A 20,210-nucleotide genomic window follows, 5' to 3' on the forward strand; every position below is an offset into this window, starting at 1 on the left:
GCGGCCACTCGACGTCAACCTAACGCAGCAGCCTCAGGCCGTAGAGGCCACCCGCGATGGAGCCAGGTTTTGCCACGAAGCGCAGGTCCAGCTTTCCGCCCGCGGCAGCGACCAGATCGGCCGGCAGAGCGATGTCGCGGGCATAGAGGGGCTGGGCCTCGGTGGCCAGTTCCAGCTCGGCGACGACGCGGCTATTGACGACGACGTCGAAGCGCCGACCAGCGTCGCCGCTGGCGAGGGTCAGCCGCAGCGTGCGGGCCTGGGCCTGCGGGTCGTTCAGCGTGTAGCCGAACCATTGCCGCGCATGCCGCCAGCGGCCGGCAGGCGCGATGCCGGTCTCGACGCCCTCGCCCTTGAAGGCGTGGTCGGACTCGGGTTGCTGCTCGCCGGGTGCAACCTGGTCTATGGTCTGCGCATCCAGGGCCAGGCGCGCGGCCTCCGCATTGGCCAGTTCGACGTGCAGCAGGCTCTGCTGGGCCCGCGTCGTGTGGCCCCAGTACAGCATGTAGCGCGAGTCGTGCAGGCGGAAGAAGGGAATCAGCTGCAGCTTCTCCGCACCCGACCCAGGTTTTGCGCCCTGGATGAGGCCGGGGGCGGTGAAGGTCAGCGGCTGGCCGGGCACGGGCTTGAAGCGGCGCGCGAAGTCGGCACGGTCGCTGACGAAGACGGGGGCGGCCTCCTGCGGGCAGACGGGCCCTTGAGCGATGTGCCCCATGCGCGAGTCGTCGGCCTTGAAGCTGAGCGCCTCGCCGGGCTTGGGCGTCTTGGCGGCCAGAGCGATGGGGCCGTGCAGCACGGCGACATAGTGCTTGAGGCCGGGCATGGGCTCCAGCGTCGTGCGCATCGGCAGCTCGACGTCGACCTGGTCGCCGGCACGCCACGTGCGGCGCAGTTCGACATGGCCGCCCGGCTTGGCCGTCACCTTGACCGGCTTGCCGTTGAGCTTGACCTTGAGCGCACCGGGCGCCACCCAGCCGGGATAGCGGATCTTCAGCGCGAACTCGCCCGCGTCGTGCACCGTCAGCCGCGTGCGCGGCTCGTCGGGGAAGCGGGTGGACTGCGTGATGTGAATGCCGCGCTCGCGCCAGTCGAGCCGGGAGGCGATAAAGAGGTTCACATACAGCGAGTCCTCATCGTGCGAGTAGATGAACTCGCCATGCCGCGCATGACTCTCGATGCCGGAGCCGACGCAGCACCACATGCCCTGGTCGACCTGCGAATAGACGCGGTAGTGCTGGGGCCGCATCGGCGTGAAGTAGACAAAGCCGCCCTCACCCGGGTGCTGGGAGGCGAGGATGTGGTTGTAGAGGGTGCGCTCGTAGAAGTCGGCATAAGCGCCCTGCTCCGGCTGCTCGTGCTGCAGCAGCGCGGTCAGCTTCAGCATGTTGTAGCTGTTGCAGGTTTCGGGGCCTTCGACCTCGTTCAGCATGGGCCGGAAGTCGTCGGCCGGATGGAAGTGTTCCTTGACGCTGTTGCCGCCGATGGCGACGCTGCGTTTCTCGGTCACGGTGTGCCAGAAGAACTCGGCGGCGCGGCGGCCCTCATCCTCGCCGCCGAGCTGGGCAATGCGCGCGAAGCCGATGACCTTGGGGATCTGGGTGTTGGCGTGCAGGCCGGTCAGCTTGTCCTGGCCCGCGGCCAGCGGCTGCAGGATGGCCTGGTGGGAGAAGCGACGGGCCAGGGCCAGATAGCGCGTGTCGCCCGTCATCTCGGCCACGTCGGCCAGCACCTCGTTCATGCCGCCGTGCTCGGCGCGCAGCATGTCCTGCATCTGCGGGTCAGTCAGCGGTGCCGTCAGCCGCAGCGCCCAGTCGCTCATGCGAATCAGCATGGCCTTGGCATCGGCATTGCCGGCATGGACCCAGGCGTCGCGCAGGCCGGCGAAGAGCTTGTGCAGGTTGTACCAAGGCACCCAGCGCCCGTTGACGGAGAAGCTGTCGACCTTGAGTTGGCCTGCGGCGATCTCGCTCCAGGCTTTGCCACCGTCGGGAATGCCGCCGATATAGCCAGTGCCCAGCTGATCCTGGCAGCGCTTGAGTTCGGCGATGACGTGGTCAAGTCGCTTCTTGACCTCGGCATCGCCGGTGGACGCATACATCAAGGCCAGCGCCGAAACGTAGTGCCCGCCCATATGGCCGTCCAGGCCGCTGGACTCCCAGTTGCCGTAGCTGGCCACCGGCACGGGCAGGCCGGCCTCGCGGCGAAAGGGTGCCAGCAGACGCTCGGGGTCGAGCGCCATCAAATAGTGCAGATCGGTGGTCTGCGCTTCGAGGAAAGGCCCGTCGAGCAGGCGGACGCTGCTGAGCGGAAAGGGCTGCGTGGCGGCGCCCGCGCCGGTGACGACGAGGGTGAGCAGCAGCAGCCAGGACCGCATCAGGCCCCCGTGCGGACCGCCCACAGCGACACGCCACCGGTGGACATCGCGCTGAAGCTCACGACGAAGGCACTGGCATTGGTGTTCCATTGCCTGGACAGCACGCCCATATAGGCCGTGCCGGCGATCGTCACCGTGAGCTTGTTGCTGCCCTTGTGCACCCAGGTGCCGGTCGACGCGCCACTGACGCTGCCGTCGCTGTTGAGCTGGACGACGCTGGACGGGTTGATCGTCGCGCTGATGTCCTTGCCGTGGTTGACGAGCTTGTAGCTGCCTGCGGCCTGCACGGCGCTGACGTCGGCCGCCTGCGACGGCGCAGCCAGGTTCAGCGGGGCATAGCGCAGCGGTGCGATGACGAACCAGCCGTCCTCGTTGATGTGCATCTCGTGCACGCGCACCTCATGGAATTCGCCGGTGCCGGGGAAGCGGGTGTGGAAGATGATGAAGTACTGGCCCGTCGTCGCGTCGTACCAGGCCGAGTTGTGGCCCGGGGACACATAGCCGAGGGCCGTGCCGGTTTCACCGGCGGCCAGCGCGTACTGGTGGTTGCCCATCAGCTTCATCGCGTAGGGGGCGATGCTGGGCCGGTCGAAGGCCACGCTGGCGCGCACGCTGGCCATGTCGGTGCCGCCACCGTCCACATAGGGGCCGTCGGGGTTGCGCGAGCGCGAGATGCGCACGTTGTAGCCGCCGTTGGCGGCCAGGCCGCCCATGGACACGAAGAGGTAGTAGTACTGGCTCTGCGGGCTGTAGAGGATGTAGGCGCCCTCGATCTCGGCATGGTTGCCGCCCATCAGGTGCTTGCCATAGCCCTGGCCGGCCACCGGCAAGCCGGTCGCCGGGTCGATGGCCATGATGAAGATGCCGCCCGAGTAAGAGCCGTAGACCATCCACAGCTTGCCCGTCGCATCGGCGAAGACCTGCGGGTCGACGACGTTGGGCATCCTCGTGGCGTCGTAGTTCGTGCCGTCTTCCGAGACGCCGACCATGCCGGACTTCAGCACGATCTGTTTGTTGACGTAGGGGCCGTCGACCTTGTCCGCCACCGCCACGCCCAGCGCCGACAGCGGCGAGCTGCCCTGGCAGGAGCAGTAGTACATGTAGAACTTGCCGTCGGCCAACTTGTGGACGTCGGGCGCCCACAGGTCGGTCACCGTGGTCCAGGCGAAGGTGGCGGCCAGCTCGGTGGTGACCTTCTTGCCGAACAGCGCGTTGTTGTTGTCGACGCCGTCGGCGATCTTGGTCCAGTTCATCAGGTCCGTCGTCTTGGCCGCCGCCAGGTGGGAGCCGAAGACATAGAAGCTGCCGTCGACATTGATGACGGACGGGTCGTGCACGGAGACGTTGGCGAAGCTGAGGGGCGACTGCGAAGGCGCTGGCGCCGGGGCAGGAGCAGGCGTGGGTGCCGGTGCCGGTGTCGGCGCGGGTGTGGGGGCTGGCGTCGGCGCGGGCGCCGGGGAAGGCGCAGGTGCGGACGCACCGCCGCCTCCGCCGCAGCCGGTCAGCGCAAGGGCGGCCGAGCCTGCGAGGAAGTCGCGTCGGTTCTGAAAGGCCATGATGGGTGTGTCTCCGGGTCTGTTGTTTGTGGTCGCTGCAGCCTAGAAGGCCCGGCGGCAGCGCACCAATGACATTGCAGACGCGGTCGATCCGGGTTTTGATATGCCACGTGCGGACCCCGCACGCAGCGCAACGCCTGGGCAAGCAGCATGGCGGGCCCAGGCGTTACAGCTTCACGGATGACGCTCGTCGAGCTGGGCGATCAGCCCTCGACGGCGACGACGACGACTGACTTGGCCGGCAGCTTCAGCGTCAGCTTGCCGTCGGCGGCCTGGGCCTCGAAGGCTTGCGGGACGACCTGGGCGGGCTTGCCGAGTTCGTTCTGCGCGTCCATCGTCGCCGCGGTCAGCAGCTTGCCCTTGACGGCCTTGGGCGCGGCGGTGCCGACCTGCAAGGTCAGCTCGGCAGACTGGTTCGCATTCGAGTTGACGAGGCCGATGTAGAGCTTGCCGTCCTTGCCGCGGGCGGCGGTGGCGGACAGGCCCGGCATCTCGACGGCGCCGACCTTGTAGACCGGGTTGTTCTCGATCCTGGCAGGCAGCGAGGTCGCGTCCTGGAAGGGCGTGTACAGCGCGAAGGCGTGATACGTCGGCGTCAGCACCATCGTCGTCTTCGTTGTCTGGATCATGGCCTGCAGCACATTGACCATCTGTGCGATGTTGGTCATCTGCACGCGGTCGGCGTGGGCGTGGAAGACGTTGAAGTGCAGGGCCGCCAGCAGGGCGTCACGCAGGGTGTTGCGCTGGACCAGGAAGCCGGGGTTGCTGCCGGGATCAGGGTCGTACCAGCTGCCCCACTCGTCGAAGTAGAAGCCGATCTTCTTGGACGGATCGTTCTTGTCGAGGACGGCCGTGTTCCTGGTGATGATCTCGTCGATGTTCTTGACGTTGGCCAGCGTCGAGATCCACTCGCCCTCGGGGAAGCCGATGGCCGAGCCCTTGTGCTCCCACTTGCCGGTGGGCAGGGTGTAGGAATGGTGGGAGATCGCGTTGACGCTGTGCACGCCCTTGCTGAGAGCCTCGGTCCATTCGGTCTGCAGGCCGTTGCCACCGCTGGCGATGAAAATGGGACGGTTGTTGCCGGGGGTCTTCAAAAAGCTCGCGACCTGGCGGTACTGGTCGGCGTAGTACTCGGGGCGCATATTGCCGCCGCAACCCCAGGCCTCGTTGCCGACGGCGAAGTAGTGCACGCGGAAGGGCTTGTCGCGGCCGTTCTTGCGGCGCAGGTCGGTCAGCGTGGACTTGCCTTCGCCGGTCATGTACTCCAGCCACTCCGACATTTCCTGCGCGCTGCCGGTGCCGAGGTTGCCATTCACATAGGCCTCGGCGCCGAGCTGCTCGACAAGGTCGAAGAACTCATGCGTGCCGACGGCGTTGTCCTCAGGCACGCCGCCCCAGTTGGTGTTGATCTTGACGGGGCGGTTCTTGCGCGGGCCGATGCCATCGCGCCAGTGGTATTCGTCGGCGAAGCAGCCCCCGGGCCAGCGCACCAGCGGCACCTTGAGCTCCTTCAGCGCCGCGACGACGTCCTTGCGCCAGCCGCGCACGTTGGGGATCTTGGACTCGGGGCCCACCCACATGCCTTCGTAGATGCCGGTGCCGAGGTGCTCGGCGAACTGACCGTAAATGTTGCGGTGGATGACGGGGCCGGGCTGGTCGGCGTTGACGACCAGCTTGATGTCCGCGGCCAGGGCGCTGGCGCTGACGGCCAGCGTGGCCACGAGGGCCAGCAGTTGCTTCTTCATCGTCTTGTCTCCTGTTGTCGTCTGTCTTGTGTTTTTCAGTTCCGGGTCAGCGCCCCGTCGCGGCGCCGCCAGACGCCGCGCTCGTTGGGTTCACGCAGCACCGCCGGCAACAGCGCGCGCGGCAGGTTCTGGTAGCAGACCGGGCGCAGGAAGCGCTGGATGGCCGCCGTACCCACCGAGCTGCTGCGGCCGTCGGAAGTCGCCGGGAAGGGCCCACCGTGGACCATCGCCGTCGAGACCTCGACGCCGGTGGGATAGCCATTGGCAAGGATGCGGCCGACCTTGCGCTCCAGCGCCGGCAGCAGGGCGCGGGCGGCTGCGATGTCGGCCTCGTCGTCGTCCTGCAGCTGCAACGTGGCGGTCAGCTGGCCTTCCAGGCCCTCGATGACGGCGAGCAGTTCGGCCAGGTCCTGGCAGGCGACCAGCAGCGAGGCGGGGCCGAAGATTTCCGACGACATCGCGTGGTTGGCCAGGAAGGCCGCGCCGGTTGTCTTGAACAGGCTGGGCGCGCCCTGGCAGCCGGCGGAGGTGCCGCGCAGCAAGGTGTCGACCTGGGCCTGGCCGGCGAGCTGGTCTTCACCGCGTTGATAAGCGCCGGCGATGCCCGGCGTCAGCATGGTGCCGGGCGAGACGGGCTTGAGGGCTTCGGCGGCGGCCGCGGCGAAGCGGTCGAAGTCAGCGCCGGCGATGCCCAGCACCAGGCCGGGGTTGGTGCAGAACTGGCCCACGCCCATGGTCAGCGAGGCGGCGAAGCCGGTCGCGATGTCGGCACCGCGCGCGGCGAGGGCACCGGGCAGCAGGACGACGGGGTTGATGCTGCTCATCTCGGCATAGACCGGGATGGGTTGCGGGCGAGCTGCGGCGGCGGCCATCAGCGCGATACCGCCGCTGCGCGAGCCGGTGAAGCCGACGGCCTGGATGGCGGGGTGACGCACCAGCGTGTCGCCAATGCCATGGCCGCTGCCGGTCAGCAGCGCGAAGACGCCGGCAGGCAGATTGCACTTCTGCACGGCGGCAACTACGGCGCGGCCGACGAGTTCCGAGGTGCCGGGGTGGGCCGAGTGGGCCTTGACGACGACGGGGCAGCCGGCGGCCAGGGCCGCGGCGGTGTCGCCACCGGCGACCGAGAAGGCCAGCGGAAAGTTGCTGGCGCCGAAGACGGCAACGGGGCCGACGCCGACGAAGCGCAGGCGCAGGTCGGGCCGCGGCGGCTGGCGCTGCGGCAGGGCGGTGTCGATGCGGGCGTCCTGCCAGCTGCCTTCGCGCAGCAATTCGGCGAAGAGCTTGAGCTGGTTCATCGTGCGGCCGCGCTCGCCTTCCAGGCGCAGGCGGGGCAGGCCGGTCTCGGCCATGGCGCGCACGACGAGCTCGTCGCCCAGCGCGAGGATCTGGGCCGCGATCTCGTCGAGGAAGTCAGCGCGCTCGTGGTCGCTCGTCGCGCGGAAGGCATCGAAGGCGGCGCCGGCGAGGGCGCAGGCCTCGCTGACCTGGGCGGCATCGACGGCATTGAAGTCGGGGCCGAGGGCTTCGTTCTTGCTCGGGTCGAAGGCCTGGAAGGCAGCGCCCGCGCCGCGCACGGGCTGGCCGCCGATCAGGGCCAGGCCCTGGATGCTGCTGTTGCTCATGGACATCTCAGTGTGAATGGCGCGGCACGGCGGAGCCGCGCTTGCCGCGCAGGAAGTCGAAGTCGCAGCCCTCGTCGGCCTGCAGCACGTGCTGCACATAGAGGCTGCGGTAGCCAGTGGCGTCCTGGGCGTCGACCGTCTGCGCGGCGGCCCAGGCCTCGAGGCGGGTCTTCAGCTCTTCCTCGGAGACGTCCAGGTGCAGGCGGCCGGCGGCGCAATCGAGCTCGATGAAGTCGCCTTCCTGGACGACGGCCAGCGGGCCGCCGGCACGTGCCTCGGGCGCCACATGCAGCACGACGGTGCCGTAGGCGGTGCCGCTCATGCGAGCGTCGGAGATGCGCACCATGTCCTTCACGCCGGCGGCGAGCAGCTTGGGCGGCAGGCCCATATTGCCGACCTCGGCCATGCCGGGGTAGCCCTTGGGGCCGCAGTTCTTCATGACGAGGATGCAGCTGGCGTCGACGTCCAGGTCCGGATCCATGATGCGGGCCTTGTAGTCGTCGAAGTTCTCGAAGACGACGGCGCGGCCGCGATGCTTCATCAGCTCGGGCGTGGCGGCCGAGGGCTTGAGCACGGCGCCGCGCGGCGCGAGGTTGCCGCGCAGGATGCAGATGCCGCCGTCCTTGATCAACGGGTTGTCCAGGGTGCGGATGACCTCGTCGTCGTAGATGGGCGCGTCGACGACGTTGGCCCACAGGCTTTTGCCGTTGACGGTCAGCGCGTCCTTGTGCGGCAGTAGGTCGGCCTCGCCGAGGCGGCGCAGAACGGCGGGCAGGCCGCCGGCGTAATAGAACTCTTCCATCAGGAAGCGGCCCGAGGGCAGCAGGTCCACGAGGGTGGGCGTGCCGCGGCCGATGCGGGTCCAGTCTTCCAGCTCCAGTTCCACGCCGACGCGGCCGGCGATGGCCTTCAGGTGGATGACGGCATTGGTCGAGCCGCCGATGGCGGCGTTGACGCGGATGGCGTTCTCGAAGGCCTGCTTGGTCAGCACCTTGGACAGGGTCAGCTGTTCCCAGACCATCTCGACGATTCGCATGCCGGACAGATGGGCCAGCACATAACGGCGTGCATCGACCGCGGGGATCGCGGCGTTGTGCGGCAGCGAGGTGCCCAGGGCCTCGGCCATGCAGGCCATGGTGGAAGCCGTGCCCATGGTGTTGCAGGTGCCGGCCGAACGCGAGTGGCCGGCCTCGGCGGCCATGAAGTCATGCATGCTGAGTTCGCCGGCCTTGACCTGCTCGTGCAGCTGCCACACGGCCGTGCCCGAGCCGATGTTCTTGCCCTTGAGCTTGCCGTTCAGCATCGGGCCGCCGGTGACGACGATGGCCGGCACGTCGACGCTGGCCGCCCCCATCAGCAGGGCTGGCGTGGTCTTGTCGCAGCCCACCAGCAGCACGACGGCGTCCATCGGATTGCCGCGGATGCTTTCCTCGACGTCCATGCTGGCGAGGTTGCGCGTCAGCATGGCGGTGGGGCGCAGATTGCTCTCGCCGTTGGAGAACACCGGGAACTCCACCGGCCAGCCACCCGCTTCGATGATGCCGCGCTTGACGTGCTCGGCCAGCTTGCGGAAGTGGGCGTTGCAGGGCGTCAGCTCGCTCCAGGTGTTGCAGATGCCGATGATGGGCTTGCCCTGGAACTCGTGGTCGGGGATGCCCTGGTTCTTCATCCAGGAGCGGTACATGAAACCGTTCTTGTCCTGGGTACCGAACCACTCGGCGGAGCGCAGCTTGACCTTGCTCTTCTTGTCGTCAGTCGTCATGTCTTGTCTCGGTGTCGTTCTGCCGGCACGCAGGTTTGCCGTCTGGAAACGATGCTAGGAGCGAGGCGATACGCAATCCAATCAATTAACTCGCTGTACCGATACCGAAACCGGCATCAATCGAGTCGGGAGGGCTTGCCGAAGACCGGCATGCCATCCGCCGACCAGCGCAGCGGCTTCACAAACGTGTGCCGATCCGGGTTCCACAGCGGGTCACCTTCGATCTCGGTGTAGGTGCGAGCGTGATAGACCAGCAGCACCTCGTCGGGGTCGTCGGTCACGGTGAAGCTGTTGTGGCCGGGGCCGAAGACGCTGTCCTCGGCGGCGCTGCGCATGACCGGCTGGACGGACTTGCGCCAGCTCGCCGGGTCCATCAGGTCGGCGCTCTCGTCCGCCCACAGCAGGCCCATGGCGTAGTTCTCGTCGGTGGCGCTGGCCGAGTAGCTGATGAAGACGCGGCCCTGGCGGATCAACACCGACGGCCCCTCGTTGACGAGAAAGCCGCGGCATTCCCAGTCGTACTCGGGGCGGCTCAGCAGCACCGGTGCACTGGCGAGCTGCCAGGGCGTTTTCATCGGCGCGATGTAGAGGTTGGAGTTGCCGGGGATGGCCGGGTCCTTCTGCGCCCAAAGGTAGTAGAGCCGGCCTTTGTGGGTGAAGGTCGTGGCGTCCAGGCAAAAGCTGTCCATGCCCGTCTCCACCTGACCGAGGAATTCCCATTCACCGCCGAGCGTGTCCTTGGCGGTGTTCCGGATCGCGTACATGCGGTGCTGGAACATGCCGAGGTGGTCCAGCGCACGCGTGTGCGCAGCGGCAAAGTAGACATACCAGGCGCCGTCGTTGAAATGCAGCTCGGGCGCCCAGACCAGCTCCGACCACGGCCCGGTGGAGGGCTTGTGCCAGACGTCGAAGACCGGCGCGTCCACCAAGCCCTCGACGGTGACGGCGCGCCGGATCTCGATGCGGTCGTACTGCGGCACCGAGGCGGTGAAGTAATAGAAACCGTCGGCGTGGCGGGAGATATGGGGGTCGGCGCGCTGGCGGATCAGCGGCTCAATCAGGTCGGACATGGGTCACTGCCAGATAGAAAAAGGGCGTTGCCGGGGAGGACCCTGCAACGCCCTGCGAGCACAGGCTCGTCTTAAAGCTTCCAGCGGAAACCGACCGAGAACGCGCGGCCGATCTGGACCGTGCCGAAGTTGGTCAGCTCCGGATTGCCGGCGTTGCCGAAGTGGTAGTACTGCTGCTGCATCTCGTTGGTCAGGTTGACGCCGCTGATGTCCAGCGCCATCTGATCGTTGATGTTGTAGGTCAGCTGGAAGTCCACGCTCTTTTCGGGCTGGCGCCAGATGCCGATCGGATTGGCGAACAGCGCGGCTTCGTTGGCGGCCAGGAAGGCGGAGCGGCGCACATAGGACAGGCGTGCGCCGACCGGACCCTTTTCGTAGGCCAGGGTGGCATTCCACGACAGCTTGGACACGCCGAAGAACGGGCCCTCGAGCTGCGAGGTGATCTCGCCGGCGTTGTTGGCGATCGGCACGTTCTGCGAGGAGGTCAGGCGCGTCACGCTGCCCTGGAAGCCCAGGCCGTCCAGCAGGCCCGGCAGGCCCTTGGGGAAGTAGATCGTGCCCAGTTCAAGGCCGCTGATCTTGCCGTTGGACGCATTGACCGGCGAGCTGATGACGTAGTCATAGCCGTTGGCGTGGCTGAGACCCGAGGTGGAGTTGCGGAACGGGTCGTTGGCTGCATCCAGGTGGATGCGGCGGCGCAGCGGCACGACCAGGCCTTCGATCTTGCGCTGGAACAGGGTGCCGTACAGCGCGCTGTCCTTCTGGAAATACCACTCGCCCGTCAGGTCGAGGTTCTTGGAGCGGGTCGGCTCCAGGCCGGGGTTGCCGCCGCTACCGCCGCCGTAGCCCACCTTGGACACATCGTCACTCGGCTGGATGATGGGGTTGAGATCGCCGAAGTTCGGACGGCGCAGCGTTTCACCGTAGTTGAAGCGCACCAGCACATCCTTGACCGGCTCGTAGCGCAGCGTCACGCTGGGCAGGAACTTCCGGGCCGTCTTCTCGCCGTTGGTCGGCGTCACCACCTTGGTGGTGGCGTTGACGCTGTAGGCGGTCATGCTGGTGTCGACCTGCACATAGCGCACGCCGAAATTGGCGCGCAGGGGACGGCCGAACAACTGGCTCTCTGTGTCCGCCATCAGGAAGAGGTTGGCGGTGTCTTCCTTGACGTCGAAGGTCTTCTGCAGGCTCAGCTTGTCAGTCGTCAGGAAGTTCGCATCGACCGAGTTGTAGAGCTTGCGCCAGGCGTCGATGTTGTCGCGAATGAAGTAGGCATTCGGCTCGATCCAGGAGCGTGGAACGTCAGAGATGTCGCTGCCGAAATTCGAGTTGATGTGATAGTAGTCAGAGCCCAGCGAGGCCAGGTTGCGGCCCAGGAAGGCCGATTGCGTGCGGTTGGCTTCGGAGGCCTTGCGACTGTCGAAGCGCGCACCGAAATTCAGCGTCTTCAGCGGACCCCAGTCGGCGTCGTAGGAGCCGTTCAGGCTGGCGGTTGCAGCGCTGCCCTCGTTGCGGTTGGCGTTGTCGTAGAACTGCGCCACGTTCCACTTGGCGGGATCCACCAGGTCGGCGTTGTTGTTGAACTTGAACGCCATGTTGCCGCCGCCCGAATTGAAGTCGACGGTGATCTGCGGCGCAACGCGATCGATGCGGGTGGCGGTGAATTCCGAGTGGTACTTGCTGGTCTGGTAGGACACATCGCCGTCCAGCTTCAGCCGGTCACCGAAATTCCACTTGCCGTTCAAGGCATAGATGCGGGAATCGGTGGCCGAGGTGGTGTAGTCGCCGCTGTTGAAGCCATAGACGTCATTCACGACGCGCGTCTTGATGACGTTCGTACCCGGGAAAGTCGTGATCGTCCCCGCGGGGTTGCTGCCGAGATTGCCCCACCAGTCCACGAAGCTGAACAGCAGCCTGTTGAAGGACTTGTCGCGATAACCGTTGTACATCGTCTCGAACGTGTAGACGGAATCGGCGTTCGGTTGCCACTGCAGGGCGAGGTTGGCGGCCGGGCGCTTGCGCTCGCCTTGAACATCGCTCTGGAAAACGGCATCACGCGCAAGGTAGTAAGGACGTGCCGTGCCGTTGAAGTTCAGCGTCGAGCCGGCCTGTTGCGGCAAGCCGGTATAGGTGCCGGGCGTCCAGATGTTGTTGTCGAAGACGCGCTGCAACGGGGTGTAGCCCGCAGGTACTTCGGCGGCATTGGGGCTGACGAAGGGCACCATGGCCCCGGGCGTCACGCTCTCGTTGCGGTAGTCCGTCTTGACCATCGACAGATTCACCAGGGCACCGAAGTCACCGGCGTCGGTCTTCCAGCGGTTGCTGGCCATCGCGCTCAGCTGCGGGTTCGCCTTCTTCGCGGGGTCGAGATAGGTTTCACGCGCCAAGAGCGAGAACTTGGAGCCCTTGAAATCGAAGGGGCGCAGCGACTTGACGTCGATCTGGCCGGCGATGCCGTTCTCCAGCTGGCTGGCGTCGCGCGTCTTGTAAACGTCGATCTGGCGCACCAGGGTCGACGGGATGTCCTGCAGCGCCACCTGGGTGCCGGAAGCAGTGAAGATGTTGCGGCCGTTCCAGGTGGTGGCGATGTCGGGCAGGCCGCGAATGGAAATGGTGCCCACTTCGCCGCCGGCGCGGTTGGTGACCTGGATACCGGTCACGCGCTGCAGCGCCTCGACGACGTTGTTGTCGGGCAGCTTGCCGATGTCTTCGGCCACGACCGATTCCACGACCTGGTCGTTGGTGCGCTTGTTCGCCAGGCTCTTGGTGAGCGAGGCCCGAACACCAGTGACGGTCACCGTTTCCAGCGACTCGGACTTGGCGGCTTCCTGGGCCAGGGCGCTGCCGGACAGGACGGCCAGCGCGGCGGCGGCGGTCAGGCTGAGGGCAAAGCTCGGACGGCTTGCGATTGGGGCGCGCTCACGCAGCGGCGCCAGGCCTTGGTTCTTCATCGTGTCTCCGGGATTCGTTATGGGTAGGCTGATCCAACCCTGGCAGCCGCTCTGGGCCTCTGGCGGGCCTGTGGCTCGGGTCTGGAATTCATGCTAGGGGGCCGACCGATTCGCGACTAATCACATTTTTGGACTTCTCGATGCTGGTTTTCACATCGGATGTCCGGGTTAGCCCGAGGCTCCCCAGGGGCGCTCAGGCCCTGTCGGCGAGGAGGATGCGCCACTTGCCGCGCGCGTTGTGGAAGCCGAACAACGGCCTAGGCGCGGCTCAGCTCCCGCCGCGCATCGCTGCCTATCCAGCGCGCCGACTTTTCCTCACGCCCACACAAACGCTGCGCCACAGTGAGCGCAGGCTCACGCAGGGCCCCGCTGCGCTTGCCGATCTGGCGCAGCGCCCAGTTGACGGACTTCCTGACGAAGTTGCGATCGTCGGCGGCGGCCGCTTCGATGAGGGGCAGATAGGCGATGAAGTCGGCGTCGGGCCGCGTCTTCTGATGCACGGCGGCGACGGCCAGCAGGCTGAAGGCGGCTCGCTTCTCGAACTCCGGCTTGCGCCTGGCCCAGCGTGGGATGGCCTCCCAGGCCAGGGGGCTCTTCACGAAGACATTGGTACAGGCCTGGTCGCAGACATCCCAGGCCCGCATGCCGGCCACCCAGTGGTCCATCTGCTTCAGGGTCAGCTTCTCGGGCTCGGCCACCATGCCGGCCAGGATCTGGGCGTCGGGAATGCCACTGTCCCACAGCGCCAGGGCCAGCTCGTGGTCGCGCTTGAACTCCTTGGCCAGGGCGCGCAGCGTCGGCACGGCCAGGCCCAGGCGAGCCTCGCCGGTCAGGCCGAAGCGGGCCATGGCTTCGAGCTGATCGGGCCGGGCGGCGGCGCGCAGGGCGGCCAGGGCTTCATCCAGGCGATGAGCAAGCTTATTCGGCATGCGCAGATTCTGCGGTCCGCCGCGGCAGGACAATGGCAGCTTCGACACGATCGAGACCACCGCCCGATGAAGCCCAGCCACCCTGTGCGCGTCACGCCCGTCCTGGCCGCCCTGGCCACCGCCCTCCTCGTCACCGCGACGCCCGCGGCCCACGCCGTCACCGGCCCGGGCGTCTCCTGGCAGGCCGCCGCGGCTGACGCCGACATCGACCGCTACTTCGTCCAGGCCAAGGCCGAGAAGAAGCCCGTGCTGCTGTACTGGGGCGCCAAGTGGTGCCCGCCCTGCAACCAGCTCAAGGCCACCCTCTTCAACCGCGCCGACTTCATCGAGCAGAGCAAGGCCTTCGTGGCCGTGGGCATCGACGGCGACGCGCCCGGTGCGCAGAAGCTGGGCACGCGCTTCAAGGTGCGCGGCTACCCGACGCTGATCCTCTTCAACCCGGCCGGCAACGAGATCACCCGCCTGCCCGGCGAGGCCGACGCGGCCCAGGTCATGAAGGTGCTGCAGCTGGGCCTGTCCAGCGGCCGCCCGGTCAAGGCCGTGCTGGCCGACGCCAGGGCCGGCAAGAAGCTCAATGCCAACGAATGGCGGCTGCTGGGTTTCTACGGCTGGGAGACCGATGAGCAGCAACTGTTGCCCGTTGCCGAGCGCCCGGCCACGCTGACCCAGCTGGCCAAGGTCAGCGAGGGCGTCGATGCCGAGACGGCGACGCGGCTGTGGTTGAAGTCCGTCGGAGCCCTGGCCGAAGGCAAGGCCGCTGACCCCACCCAGCTGCCGCGCCTGCGCGCCGTGCTGGGCGACGCCGCCCAGGCCCACGCCCAGATGGACGTGCTGACCAACGAGGCACCCGACCTCGTCAAGGCCTTCGCGCCCCAGCCCGGCGACGCGCGCAATGCGCTGGTGGCCGAGTTCGACGCCGCGCTGAAGAAGCTCAACGAAGACCCGACGCTGTCGCGCGCCGACCGCCTGAACGCGCTGCAGGGCCGCATCGACCTGGCCCGCCTGGACTCGGCCAAGGACGACCCCAACCCGAAGAACCTCCCCGCCGCCCTGCTGACGCAAGCGCGCGACCAGGCCGGCAAGGCCAACCGCGAGATCACCGACGGCTACGAGCGCCAGGCCGTGGTCACCGAGGCCGCCCACCTGCTCGGCCGCGCCGGCCTGTGGAAGGAGAGCGACGAGCTGCTGAAGTCGGCCCTGGCGCGCAGCCACTCGCCCTACTACCTGATGAGCCAGCTCGGCGGCAACGCCAAGAAGCAGGGCAAGAAGGCGGACGCGTTGCGGTGGTACGAGGAAGCCTTCAACAAGAGCGAGGGCCCGGCCACGCGCCTGCAATGGGGCTCCAACTACCTGGGCGCGCTGATCGAGCTGAGCCCCGAAGACACGCCACGCATCGAGAAGGTTGCCGCCCAGCTTTTCGCCGAGGCCGAGAAGGATCCCGGCGCCTTCTACGAGCGTAGCGAGCGTTCGCTGAAGAAGGTCGGCAGCCTGCTGACGACCTGGAACCAGGGCCCGACCCAGGCCGCCGTGGTGGGCCGGCTAAAGGCCCAGCTCGACGGCGTTTGCGGCAAGCTGGACGCCAGCGACGCCAAGGCCAAGTCGGCCTGTGAGGGCGTGCTGAAGACCAAGAAGGCCTGATCAGGTAGCCGCGGCAGCGGCTTCCATCTTCAGCGCGGCCTGCACCGCCGGACGGTCCTTCATGCGCGCTTGGTGGGCGGCCAGGTTCTCCAGGCCCGCGATGTCGACGCCGGTTCGCCCAGCCCAGACGGTCATGACGAAGAGATAGGCGTCGGCCACCGAGAAGGCCTCGCCCATCAGATACGAGTTGCCGGCCAGCTGGCCATCCACCCAGGCGAAGCGTTCGGCCAGCTTCTTCTTGAAAAGGGCCTTGGCCTCGTCCGGCATGGCGGGGTTGAACAAGGGCGAGAAAGTCTTGTGCAGCTCGCTGCCGATGAAGGCCAGCCACGACTGCACCCGCGTGCGTTCGAGGGTGCCGGCCGGCGGCAGCAGTTCGCGGCCGGGTGCCAGGTCGGCGATGTACTGCACCAGCGCGGCGTTCTCGGTCAGGCGCTCGCCGCTGTCCAGCTCCAGCAGCGGCACGTAGCCGCGCGGATTGATGGCGTAGTAGTCGCTGCCGTCGGGCAGCTGGTGGGTCTTCAGGTTGACCTTCACGGCCTCGTGGTCCAGACCGGCTTCGTGCAACACGATGTGCGGGCACAGCGAACAGGCACCGGGGCTGAAATAGAGCTTCATGGCGGGCGTCTCCAGGTTGAAGGGTTCAAGATCCCGGCAAATCCTATGCCGACGTGGTGACGCTGCGGAAGGCGGCGATGAAGTCGGCCACCGCGCGCGGCGAGCGCAGGCCTTGCGGCTGCACGGCGTGGATCTCCACCGGCACCTCGGGCAGCAGGGTGCGCACCTGCAAGCCTTCGCCCGAGGCGGCCTGGGCGGTGAAGGAATCGATGATGGCCGGGCCGAAGCCCTGCTCGGCCATGACCATGGCGATGTGGTGCGTCTGCACGGTCATGCCGGCCTTGGCCTGCAGGCCCAGGCGCGACCAGTGGTCGGCCAGCACGGCGCCCAGCGGGTCGCGTTCGTCGATGCGGATGAAGGGTTCGCGCAGCACCTCCTGCATCGTCACTGTCATGCGCTTGTCGGCGCGCGTCTTGCGGGCGGACACGCAGACCAGGCGACCCGTCGCCACCAGCTCGTCCTGCAGGGCCGGGTGCGGCAGCTTGCCGTAGACGATGCCCACGTCGGCCTCCTGCAGGGCCATGGCGCGGGCGATGTCGTTGGAGTGCAGGGTGCGCACCGACACCGGCGTGTTCGCATGCGCCTTGCGGAAGATGCGCAGCGCGTCGGGCAGCGCGCGCACGGCCAGCGACGGCACGATGAGGATGCGAAAAGGGCTGTCCTGGTCCTGCCGCAGCGCCGAGGCCATGCGGCGCAGCGACTCCAGCTGCAGCATCAGCGCCTGCACCTCGGGATACAGCGCCTGGGCCTCGCGCGTGGGCACGAGGCGGCGCTTCTGGCGCGTGAAGAGGGCATAGCCCAGCTGCAGCTCGGCATGCTGCAGCGTCTGCGTGATGGCCGGCTGCGTGACATGCAGCAGCTTGGCGGCGGCGCCGACGGAGCCGGTCAGCATGACGGCGTGGAAGACTTCGACGTGCTTGATGCGCATGGTGGACTTCATTAGCCCAGCTTATGAACTCGAGGTCAAACGCGATGCACAACGCAGGGTCGTTTTCCTAGCATTCCATGCATCCGATCCACACACCCGGGAACGCCATGAAGCTCATCGCCCTCGCCGCCTCCGTCCTCGCCTGCACCACACACAGCGCCCACGCCGAGCCCGGCACCCTCGACAAGGTGAAGGCGTCCGGCACCTTCACCGTCGCCTACCGGGATTCGTCCATTCCCTTCTCCTACCTCGGCTCGGAAGCCAAGCCCACCGGCTTCGGCTGGGAGATCTGCGCCAAGGTCGTCGAGCAGGTGAAGAAGGCCACCGGCCGCGCCGACCTGCAGCTGGCCACGCAAGCCGTCACCTCGTCCAACCGCATCCCGCTGCTGTTGAACGGCACCATCGACATCGAGTGCGGCTCCACCACCAACAACAGCAGCCGCGGCAAGCAGGTCGCGTTCTCCATCAACTACTTCTACACCGGCACGCGGCTGCTGGTGAAGACGGGTTCGCCGGTGCACGGCTTCAACGACCTGAAGGGCCGCAAGCTCGTGTCCACCACCGGCACCACCAATATGCTGGTGCTGCGCCGCTTCAACGCCGAGGAAGAGGCGGGCTTCGAGCTGCTGGGCGCCAAGGATCACGCCGAGGCGGCGCTGCTGGTGCAGCAGGGCCGCGCCGACGGCTTCGGCATGGACGACATCTTGCTGTTCGGCCTGCGCGCCAGCGCTCAGGACCCTGCTTCACTGGCCGTCGTCGGCGATCCGCTGCAGGTGGAGCCCTACGCCATCATGCTGCGCAAGGACGACCCGGCGTTCAAGAAGCTGGTCGACGACACGCTGGGCGCCATGATGAAGAACGGCGAGTTCGAGGCCCTGTACAAGAAGTGGTTCCTGTCGCCCATCCCGCCCCGCGGCATCAACCTGAATGCGCCGATGAGCAAGGAGCTGCGCGACAACCTCAAGCAGCTGTCTGACAAGCCCGCGATCTGATCATGGAGGTCGTAGGCGTTCTCGGCGGCATGGGCCCGCTGGCGACGATCGACTTCATGCGCAAGGTGCTGGACGCGACGCCCGCGGCGCGCGACCAGGACCATGTGCCCATGATCGTCAGTTGCCTGCCGCAGATCCCCGACCGCACCGCCGCCTTCCGCGGCGCGGGGGATTCACCGCTGGAGGCCATCGTCGCCTGCGGCCGGCGCCTGGAATCGGCCGGTGCCGACCTCATCGTCATGCCCTGCAACACGGCCCATCTGTGGTTCGACGCGGTCCAGGCCCAGCTGCAGCGGCCCATGCTGCATCTGGTGGACGCCGCCCTGCGCGAAGCCCTGGCCCTGGCCGGGCGCGATGCCCGCGTGGGCCTGTTGGCGACGGACGCGACCATCGCCTCGGGCCTCTACATCAACCGCCGCCTGCCCGACCTGCCCGCGCCGTCCTGGCTGCTGCCCACGGCCGGCGAGATGCTGGAGCAGGTCATGCCCGGCATTGAAGCCGTCAAGGCGGGTCGGCTGGGCGACGGCCAGGCCCTGCTGGCCGAGGCCGCGCGTGCCCTGGCGCGGCGTGGTGCCGACGTGCTGGTGCTCGGTTGCACCGAGATCCCCCTGGTGCTCGACGCCGCGGCCTGCGGCCTGCCGGTGGTGGACGCCACTGCGGCCCTGGCACGCGAAGTCGTGCTGAGAAGCTCGTCCGCCTGAGCCGGCAGGCGGCGGCTGCGGCACACTCCGCCCCGGCGGCACGAGGCCGCGCGCACCCAAGCTGCGGAGGGATGGAATATGGATGACGGAGGCTTGAGCGGCCTGGCCGGCGGGACCGCCGCGGTGGTGGCCTCGGCCGATCTGGCCAGCCTGGCGGCCAGCGGCGGCCCGGCCCACCACGGCCATGGCGCCAGCGGCGCCTGCCTGAACTGCGGCACGACGCTGATGGAAGGCGCGCGCTTTTGCAGCCTGTGCGGCCAGGACACCGCCAACCATCCGCCCTCGCTGATGGAGTTCGCGCACGAGTTCGTCAGCCACTACGTCGCCGTCGAAGGCACGCTGTGGAAGAGCCTGTGGGGCCTGATGGCCAAGCCCGGCTTCCTGACGCGGGAATACCTCGCCGGCCGCAAGCAGCGCTATGTGCTGCCGCTGCGCCTGCTGCTGACCCTGGGCCTGCTGTTCTTCATGGCGCTGAAGCTGATGCCCGGCAGCACGCACACGCTGGGCCTGGACGATGAGGACGGCGACGAGGTGGCACAAGTGGCCATGGAAGGCGCGTCGGCAGCGTCGGCGGCATCCTCCAAGATGGCCAAGGTCACGAAGAAGCTTGCCGAGCACCGCAGCGACTTCCACGTCCTCTCGCCCGATCTGGCCACCCAACTGCCCCAGGGTGCACAGGACCGCGTCCACCGCGCCGAGGACCACTGGCGCGCCGACCCCAAGGGCTCCATGCACGCCATGGGCGCCACCATGATGGGCCTGGCACCCTATGCGGTGCTGTGCTCCCTGCCCTTCTTCGCCGGCCTGCTCAAGCTGCTGTTCTGGCGCCAGCCCTATGGCGCCCATTTCGTCTTCGCCATGCACCTGCACGCGGCCTGGTACGGCATGCTGCTGGTGGCCGTGCTGCTGCCCTGGGGCTGGGTGGCGTTCGGCGCCTGGGCCTGGTCCAACATCTACCCGGTGGTGGCGCTGAAGCGGGTCCATGCAGCCAGTTGGTGGACGACGGTGCTGCGCGCCGCCGTGCTGGCGGTGCTGCACTGGTTCATCATCGGCCTGGGCCTGCTGGCCCTGGTGATGGCCGGGGCGCTGGCGGCTGGCTAGAAGGCCAGCAGCGGTGGGCGGCGCAGGTCGGCGTCCACATCCATCAGCACGCTGGCCAGCTCCAGCGTGCGCCACAAGGACTCGGGCATGGCCAGGATGGCCTCGGGCGTGCGCGCCTTGCCGACCCAGGCGCCGATCTCGGCGTGCTGTGAGCAAGTCAGCAGCCCACGGTCCCGCATTTCATCGAGTGTCTGCACGAGTACAGCCTTTCTACGCCACCGTC

General features: G+C 67.6%; 15 protein-coding genes. 4 read left to right on the forward strand and 11 right to left on the reverse strand.

Annotated features, from left to right (window positions below; translation table 11 throughout):
* Positions 1–19: 19 nt before the first annotated feature.
* The 8 genes from AC3WOE_RS04525 to AC3WOE_RS04560 form a co-directional block, all read right to left on the reverse strand.
* Entirely contained in the window at positions 20–2,374 is a 2,355-nt protein-coding gene (locus AC3WOE_RS04525) for a beta-L-arabinofuranosidase domain-containing protein (protein ID WP_492688574.1), read from the reverse strand.
* On the reverse strand, positions 2,374–3,930 hold the full coding sequence (locus tag AC3WOE_RS04530; RefSeq protein ID WP_492688576.1) for a glycoside hydrolase family 43 protein: 1,557 nt from the start codon (positions 3,928–3,930) through the stop codon (positions 2,374–2,376). The genes AC3WOE_RS04525 and AC3WOE_RS04530 overlap by 1 nt, the downstream gene beginning before the upstream one ends.
* Before the next feature lie 203 nt (positions 3,931–4,133).
* The gene (locus AC3WOE_RS04535; protein WP_492688577.1) at positions 4,134–5,675 is read right to left on the reverse strand and encodes an alpha-N-arabinofuranosidase; all 1,542 of its coding nucleotides are present in this window, start codon (positions 5,673–5,675) and stop codon (positions 4,134–4,136) included.
* Between the two features lie 35 nt (positions 5,676–5,710).
* A complete protein-coding gene (locus AC3WOE_RS04540; RefSeq protein WP_492688579.1) occupies positions 5,711–7,300 on the reverse strand; it encodes an aldehyde dehydrogenase (NADP(+)) in 1,590 nt (529 codons plus the stop codon).
* A 7-nt stretch (positions 7,301–7,307) separates the two neighbouring features.
* Positions 7,308–9,062, reverse strand: coding sequence for an IlvD/Edd family dehydratase (locus AC3WOE_RS04545; protein WP_492688580.1), 1,755 nt, complete (start codon positions 9,060–9,062; stop codon positions 7,308–7,310).
* Between the two features lie 116 nt (positions 9,063–9,178).
* Entirely contained in the window at positions 9,179–10,132 is a 954-nt protein-coding gene (locus tag AC3WOE_RS04550; RefSeq protein WP_492688582.1) for a glycoside hydrolase family 43 protein, read from the reverse strand.
* 71 nt (positions 10,133–10,203) lie between these two features.
* The gene (locus AC3WOE_RS04555; RefSeq protein WP_492688583.1) at positions 10,204–13,083 is read right to left on the reverse strand and encodes a TonB-dependent receptor; all 2,880 of its coding nucleotides are present in this window, start codon (positions 13,081–13,083) and stop codon (positions 10,204–10,206) included.
* 257 nt (positions 13,084–13,340) lie between these two features.
* Positions 13,341–14,012: a DNA alkylation repair protein gene (locus tag AC3WOE_RS04560; protein ID WP_492688584.1), complete on the reverse strand. Its 672-nt coding sequence runs from the start codon at positions 14,010–14,012 to the stop codon at positions 13,341–13,343.
* Positions 14,013–14,078: 66 nt separating this feature from the next.
* Here AC3WOE_RS04560 and AC3WOE_RS04565 point away from each other — a divergent pair, with 66 nt between their 5' ends.
* On the forward strand, positions 14,079–15,650 hold the full coding sequence (locus tag AC3WOE_RS04565) for a thioredoxin family protein (RefSeq protein ID WP_492688586.1): 1,572 nt from the start codon (positions 14,079–14,081) through the stop codon (positions 15,648–15,650).
* Here AC3WOE_RS04565 and gstA read toward each other — a convergent pair whose 3' ends face one another.
* Both gstA and AC3WOE_RS04575 read right to left on the reverse strand, forming a co-directional pair.
* Positions 15,651–16,265 (reverse strand): glutathione transferase GstA, encoded by a 615-nt coding sequence (gene gstA, locus AC3WOE_RS04570; RefSeq protein WP_492688588.1) that lies wholly within the window; start codon positions 16,263–16,265, stop codon positions 15,651–15,653. It lies immediately after the preceding gene.
* Between the two features lie 43 nt (positions 16,266–16,308).
* Positions 16,309–17,193 (reverse strand): LysR family transcriptional regulator, encoded by an 885-nt coding sequence (locus AC3WOE_RS04575; protein ID WP_492688589.1) that lies wholly within the window; start codon positions 17,191–17,193, stop codon positions 16,309–16,311.
* A 107-nt stretch (positions 17,194–17,300) separates the two neighbouring features.
* On the opposite strand from AC3WOE_RS04575, the gene AC3WOE_RS04580 reads away from it, so the two are divergent.
* From AC3WOE_RS04580 to AC3WOE_RS04590, 3 genes are all read left to right on the forward strand, one after another.
* On the forward strand, positions 17,301–18,185 hold the full coding sequence (locus AC3WOE_RS04580) for an amino acid ABC transporter substrate-binding protein (protein WP_492688591.1): 885 nt from the start codon (positions 17,301–17,303) through the stop codon (positions 18,183–18,185).
* Between the two features lie 2 nt (positions 18,186–18,187).
* Positions 18,188–18,886, forward strand: a complete 699-nt coding sequence (gene cuyB / locus AC3WOE_RS04585; RefSeq protein WP_492688592.1) for a cysteate racemase — start codon at positions 18,188–18,190, stop codon at positions 18,884–18,886.
* Between the two features lie 78 nt (positions 18,887–18,964).
* Entirely contained in the window at positions 18,965–19,987 is a 1,023-nt protein-coding gene (locus tag AC3WOE_RS04590; protein WP_492688594.1) for a DUF3667 domain-containing protein, read from the forward strand.
* On the opposite strand, the gene AC3WOE_RS04595 is transcribed toward AC3WOE_RS04590, so the two are convergent.
* Entirely contained in the window at positions 19,984–20,166 is a 183-nt protein-coding gene (locus AC3WOE_RS04595; RefSeq protein WP_492688596.1) for a hypothetical protein, read from the reverse strand. The two genes, AC3WOE_RS04590 and AC3WOE_RS04595, sit on opposite strands and share 4 nt — an antisense overlap.
* Positions 20,167–20,210 lie beyond the last annotated feature (44 nt).

Source organism: Roseateles sp. FW305-36 (genome assembly GCF_058787015.1).

Excerpts from the sequence above, each read along its gene's own strand:
- AC3WOE_RS04595 (WP_492688596.1), bottom strand. The coding sequence starts at position 20,166 with ATGCGGGACCGTGGGCTGCTGACTTGCTCACAGCACGCCGAGATCGGC.
- AC3WOE_RS04540 (WP_492688579.1), bottom strand. The coding sequence starts at position 7,300 with ATGAGCAACAGCAGCATCCAGGGCCTGGCCCTGATCGGCGGCCAGCCC.
- AC3WOE_RS04545 (WP_492688580.1), bottom strand. The coding sequence starts at position 9,062 with ATGACGACTGACGACAAGAAGAGCAAGGTCAAGCTGCGCTCCGCCGAG.
- AC3WOE_RS04560 (WP_492688584.1), bottom strand. The coding sequence starts at position 14,012 with ATGCCGAATAAGCTTGCTCATCGCCTGGATGAAGCCCTGGCCGCCCTG.
- AC3WOE_RS04590 (WP_492688594.1), top strand. The coding sequence starts at position 18,965 with ATGGATGACGGAGGCTTGAGCGGCCTGGCCGGCGGGACCGCCGCGGTG.
- gstA (WP_492688588.1), bottom strand. The coding sequence starts at position 16,265 with ATGAAGCTCTATTTCAGCCCCGGTGCCTGTTCGCTGTGCCCGCACATC.
- cuyB (WP_492688592.1), top strand. The coding sequence starts at position 18,188 with ATGGAGGTCGTAGGCGTTCTCGGCGGCATGGGCCCGCTGGCGACGATC.
- AC3WOE_RS04525 (WP_492688574.1), bottom strand. The coding sequence starts at position 2,374 with ATGCGGTCCTGGCTGCTGCTGCTCACCCTCGTCGTCACCGGCGCGGGC.
- AC3WOE_RS04565 (WP_492688586.1), top strand. The coding sequence starts at position 14,079 with ATGAAGCCCAGCCACCCTGTGCGCGTCACGCCCGTCCTGGCCGCCCTG.
- AC3WOE_RS04535 (WP_492688577.1), bottom strand. The coding sequence starts at position 5,675 with ATGAAGAAGCAACTGCTGGCCCTCGTGGCCACGCTGGCCGTCAGCGCC.
- AC3WOE_RS04555 (WP_492688583.1), bottom strand. The coding sequence starts at position 13,083 with ATGAAGAACCAAGGCCTGGCGCCGCTGCGTGAGCGCGCCCCAATCGCA.
- AC3WOE_RS04580 (WP_492688591.1), top strand. The coding sequence starts at position 17,301 with ATGAAGCTCATCGCCCTCGCCGCCTCCGTCCTCGCCTGCACCACACAC.
- AC3WOE_RS04530 (WP_492688576.1), bottom strand. The coding sequence starts at position 3,930 with ATGGCCTTTCAGAACCGACGCGACTTCCTCGCAGGCTCGGCCGCCCTT.
- AC3WOE_RS04550 (WP_492688582.1), bottom strand. The coding sequence starts at position 10,132 with ATGTCCGACCTGATTGAGCCGCTGATCCGCCAGCGCGCCGACCCCCAT.
- AC3WOE_RS04575 (WP_492688589.1), bottom strand. The coding sequence starts at position 17,193 with ATGCGCATCAAGCACGTCGAAGTCTTCCACGCCGTCATGCTGACCGGC.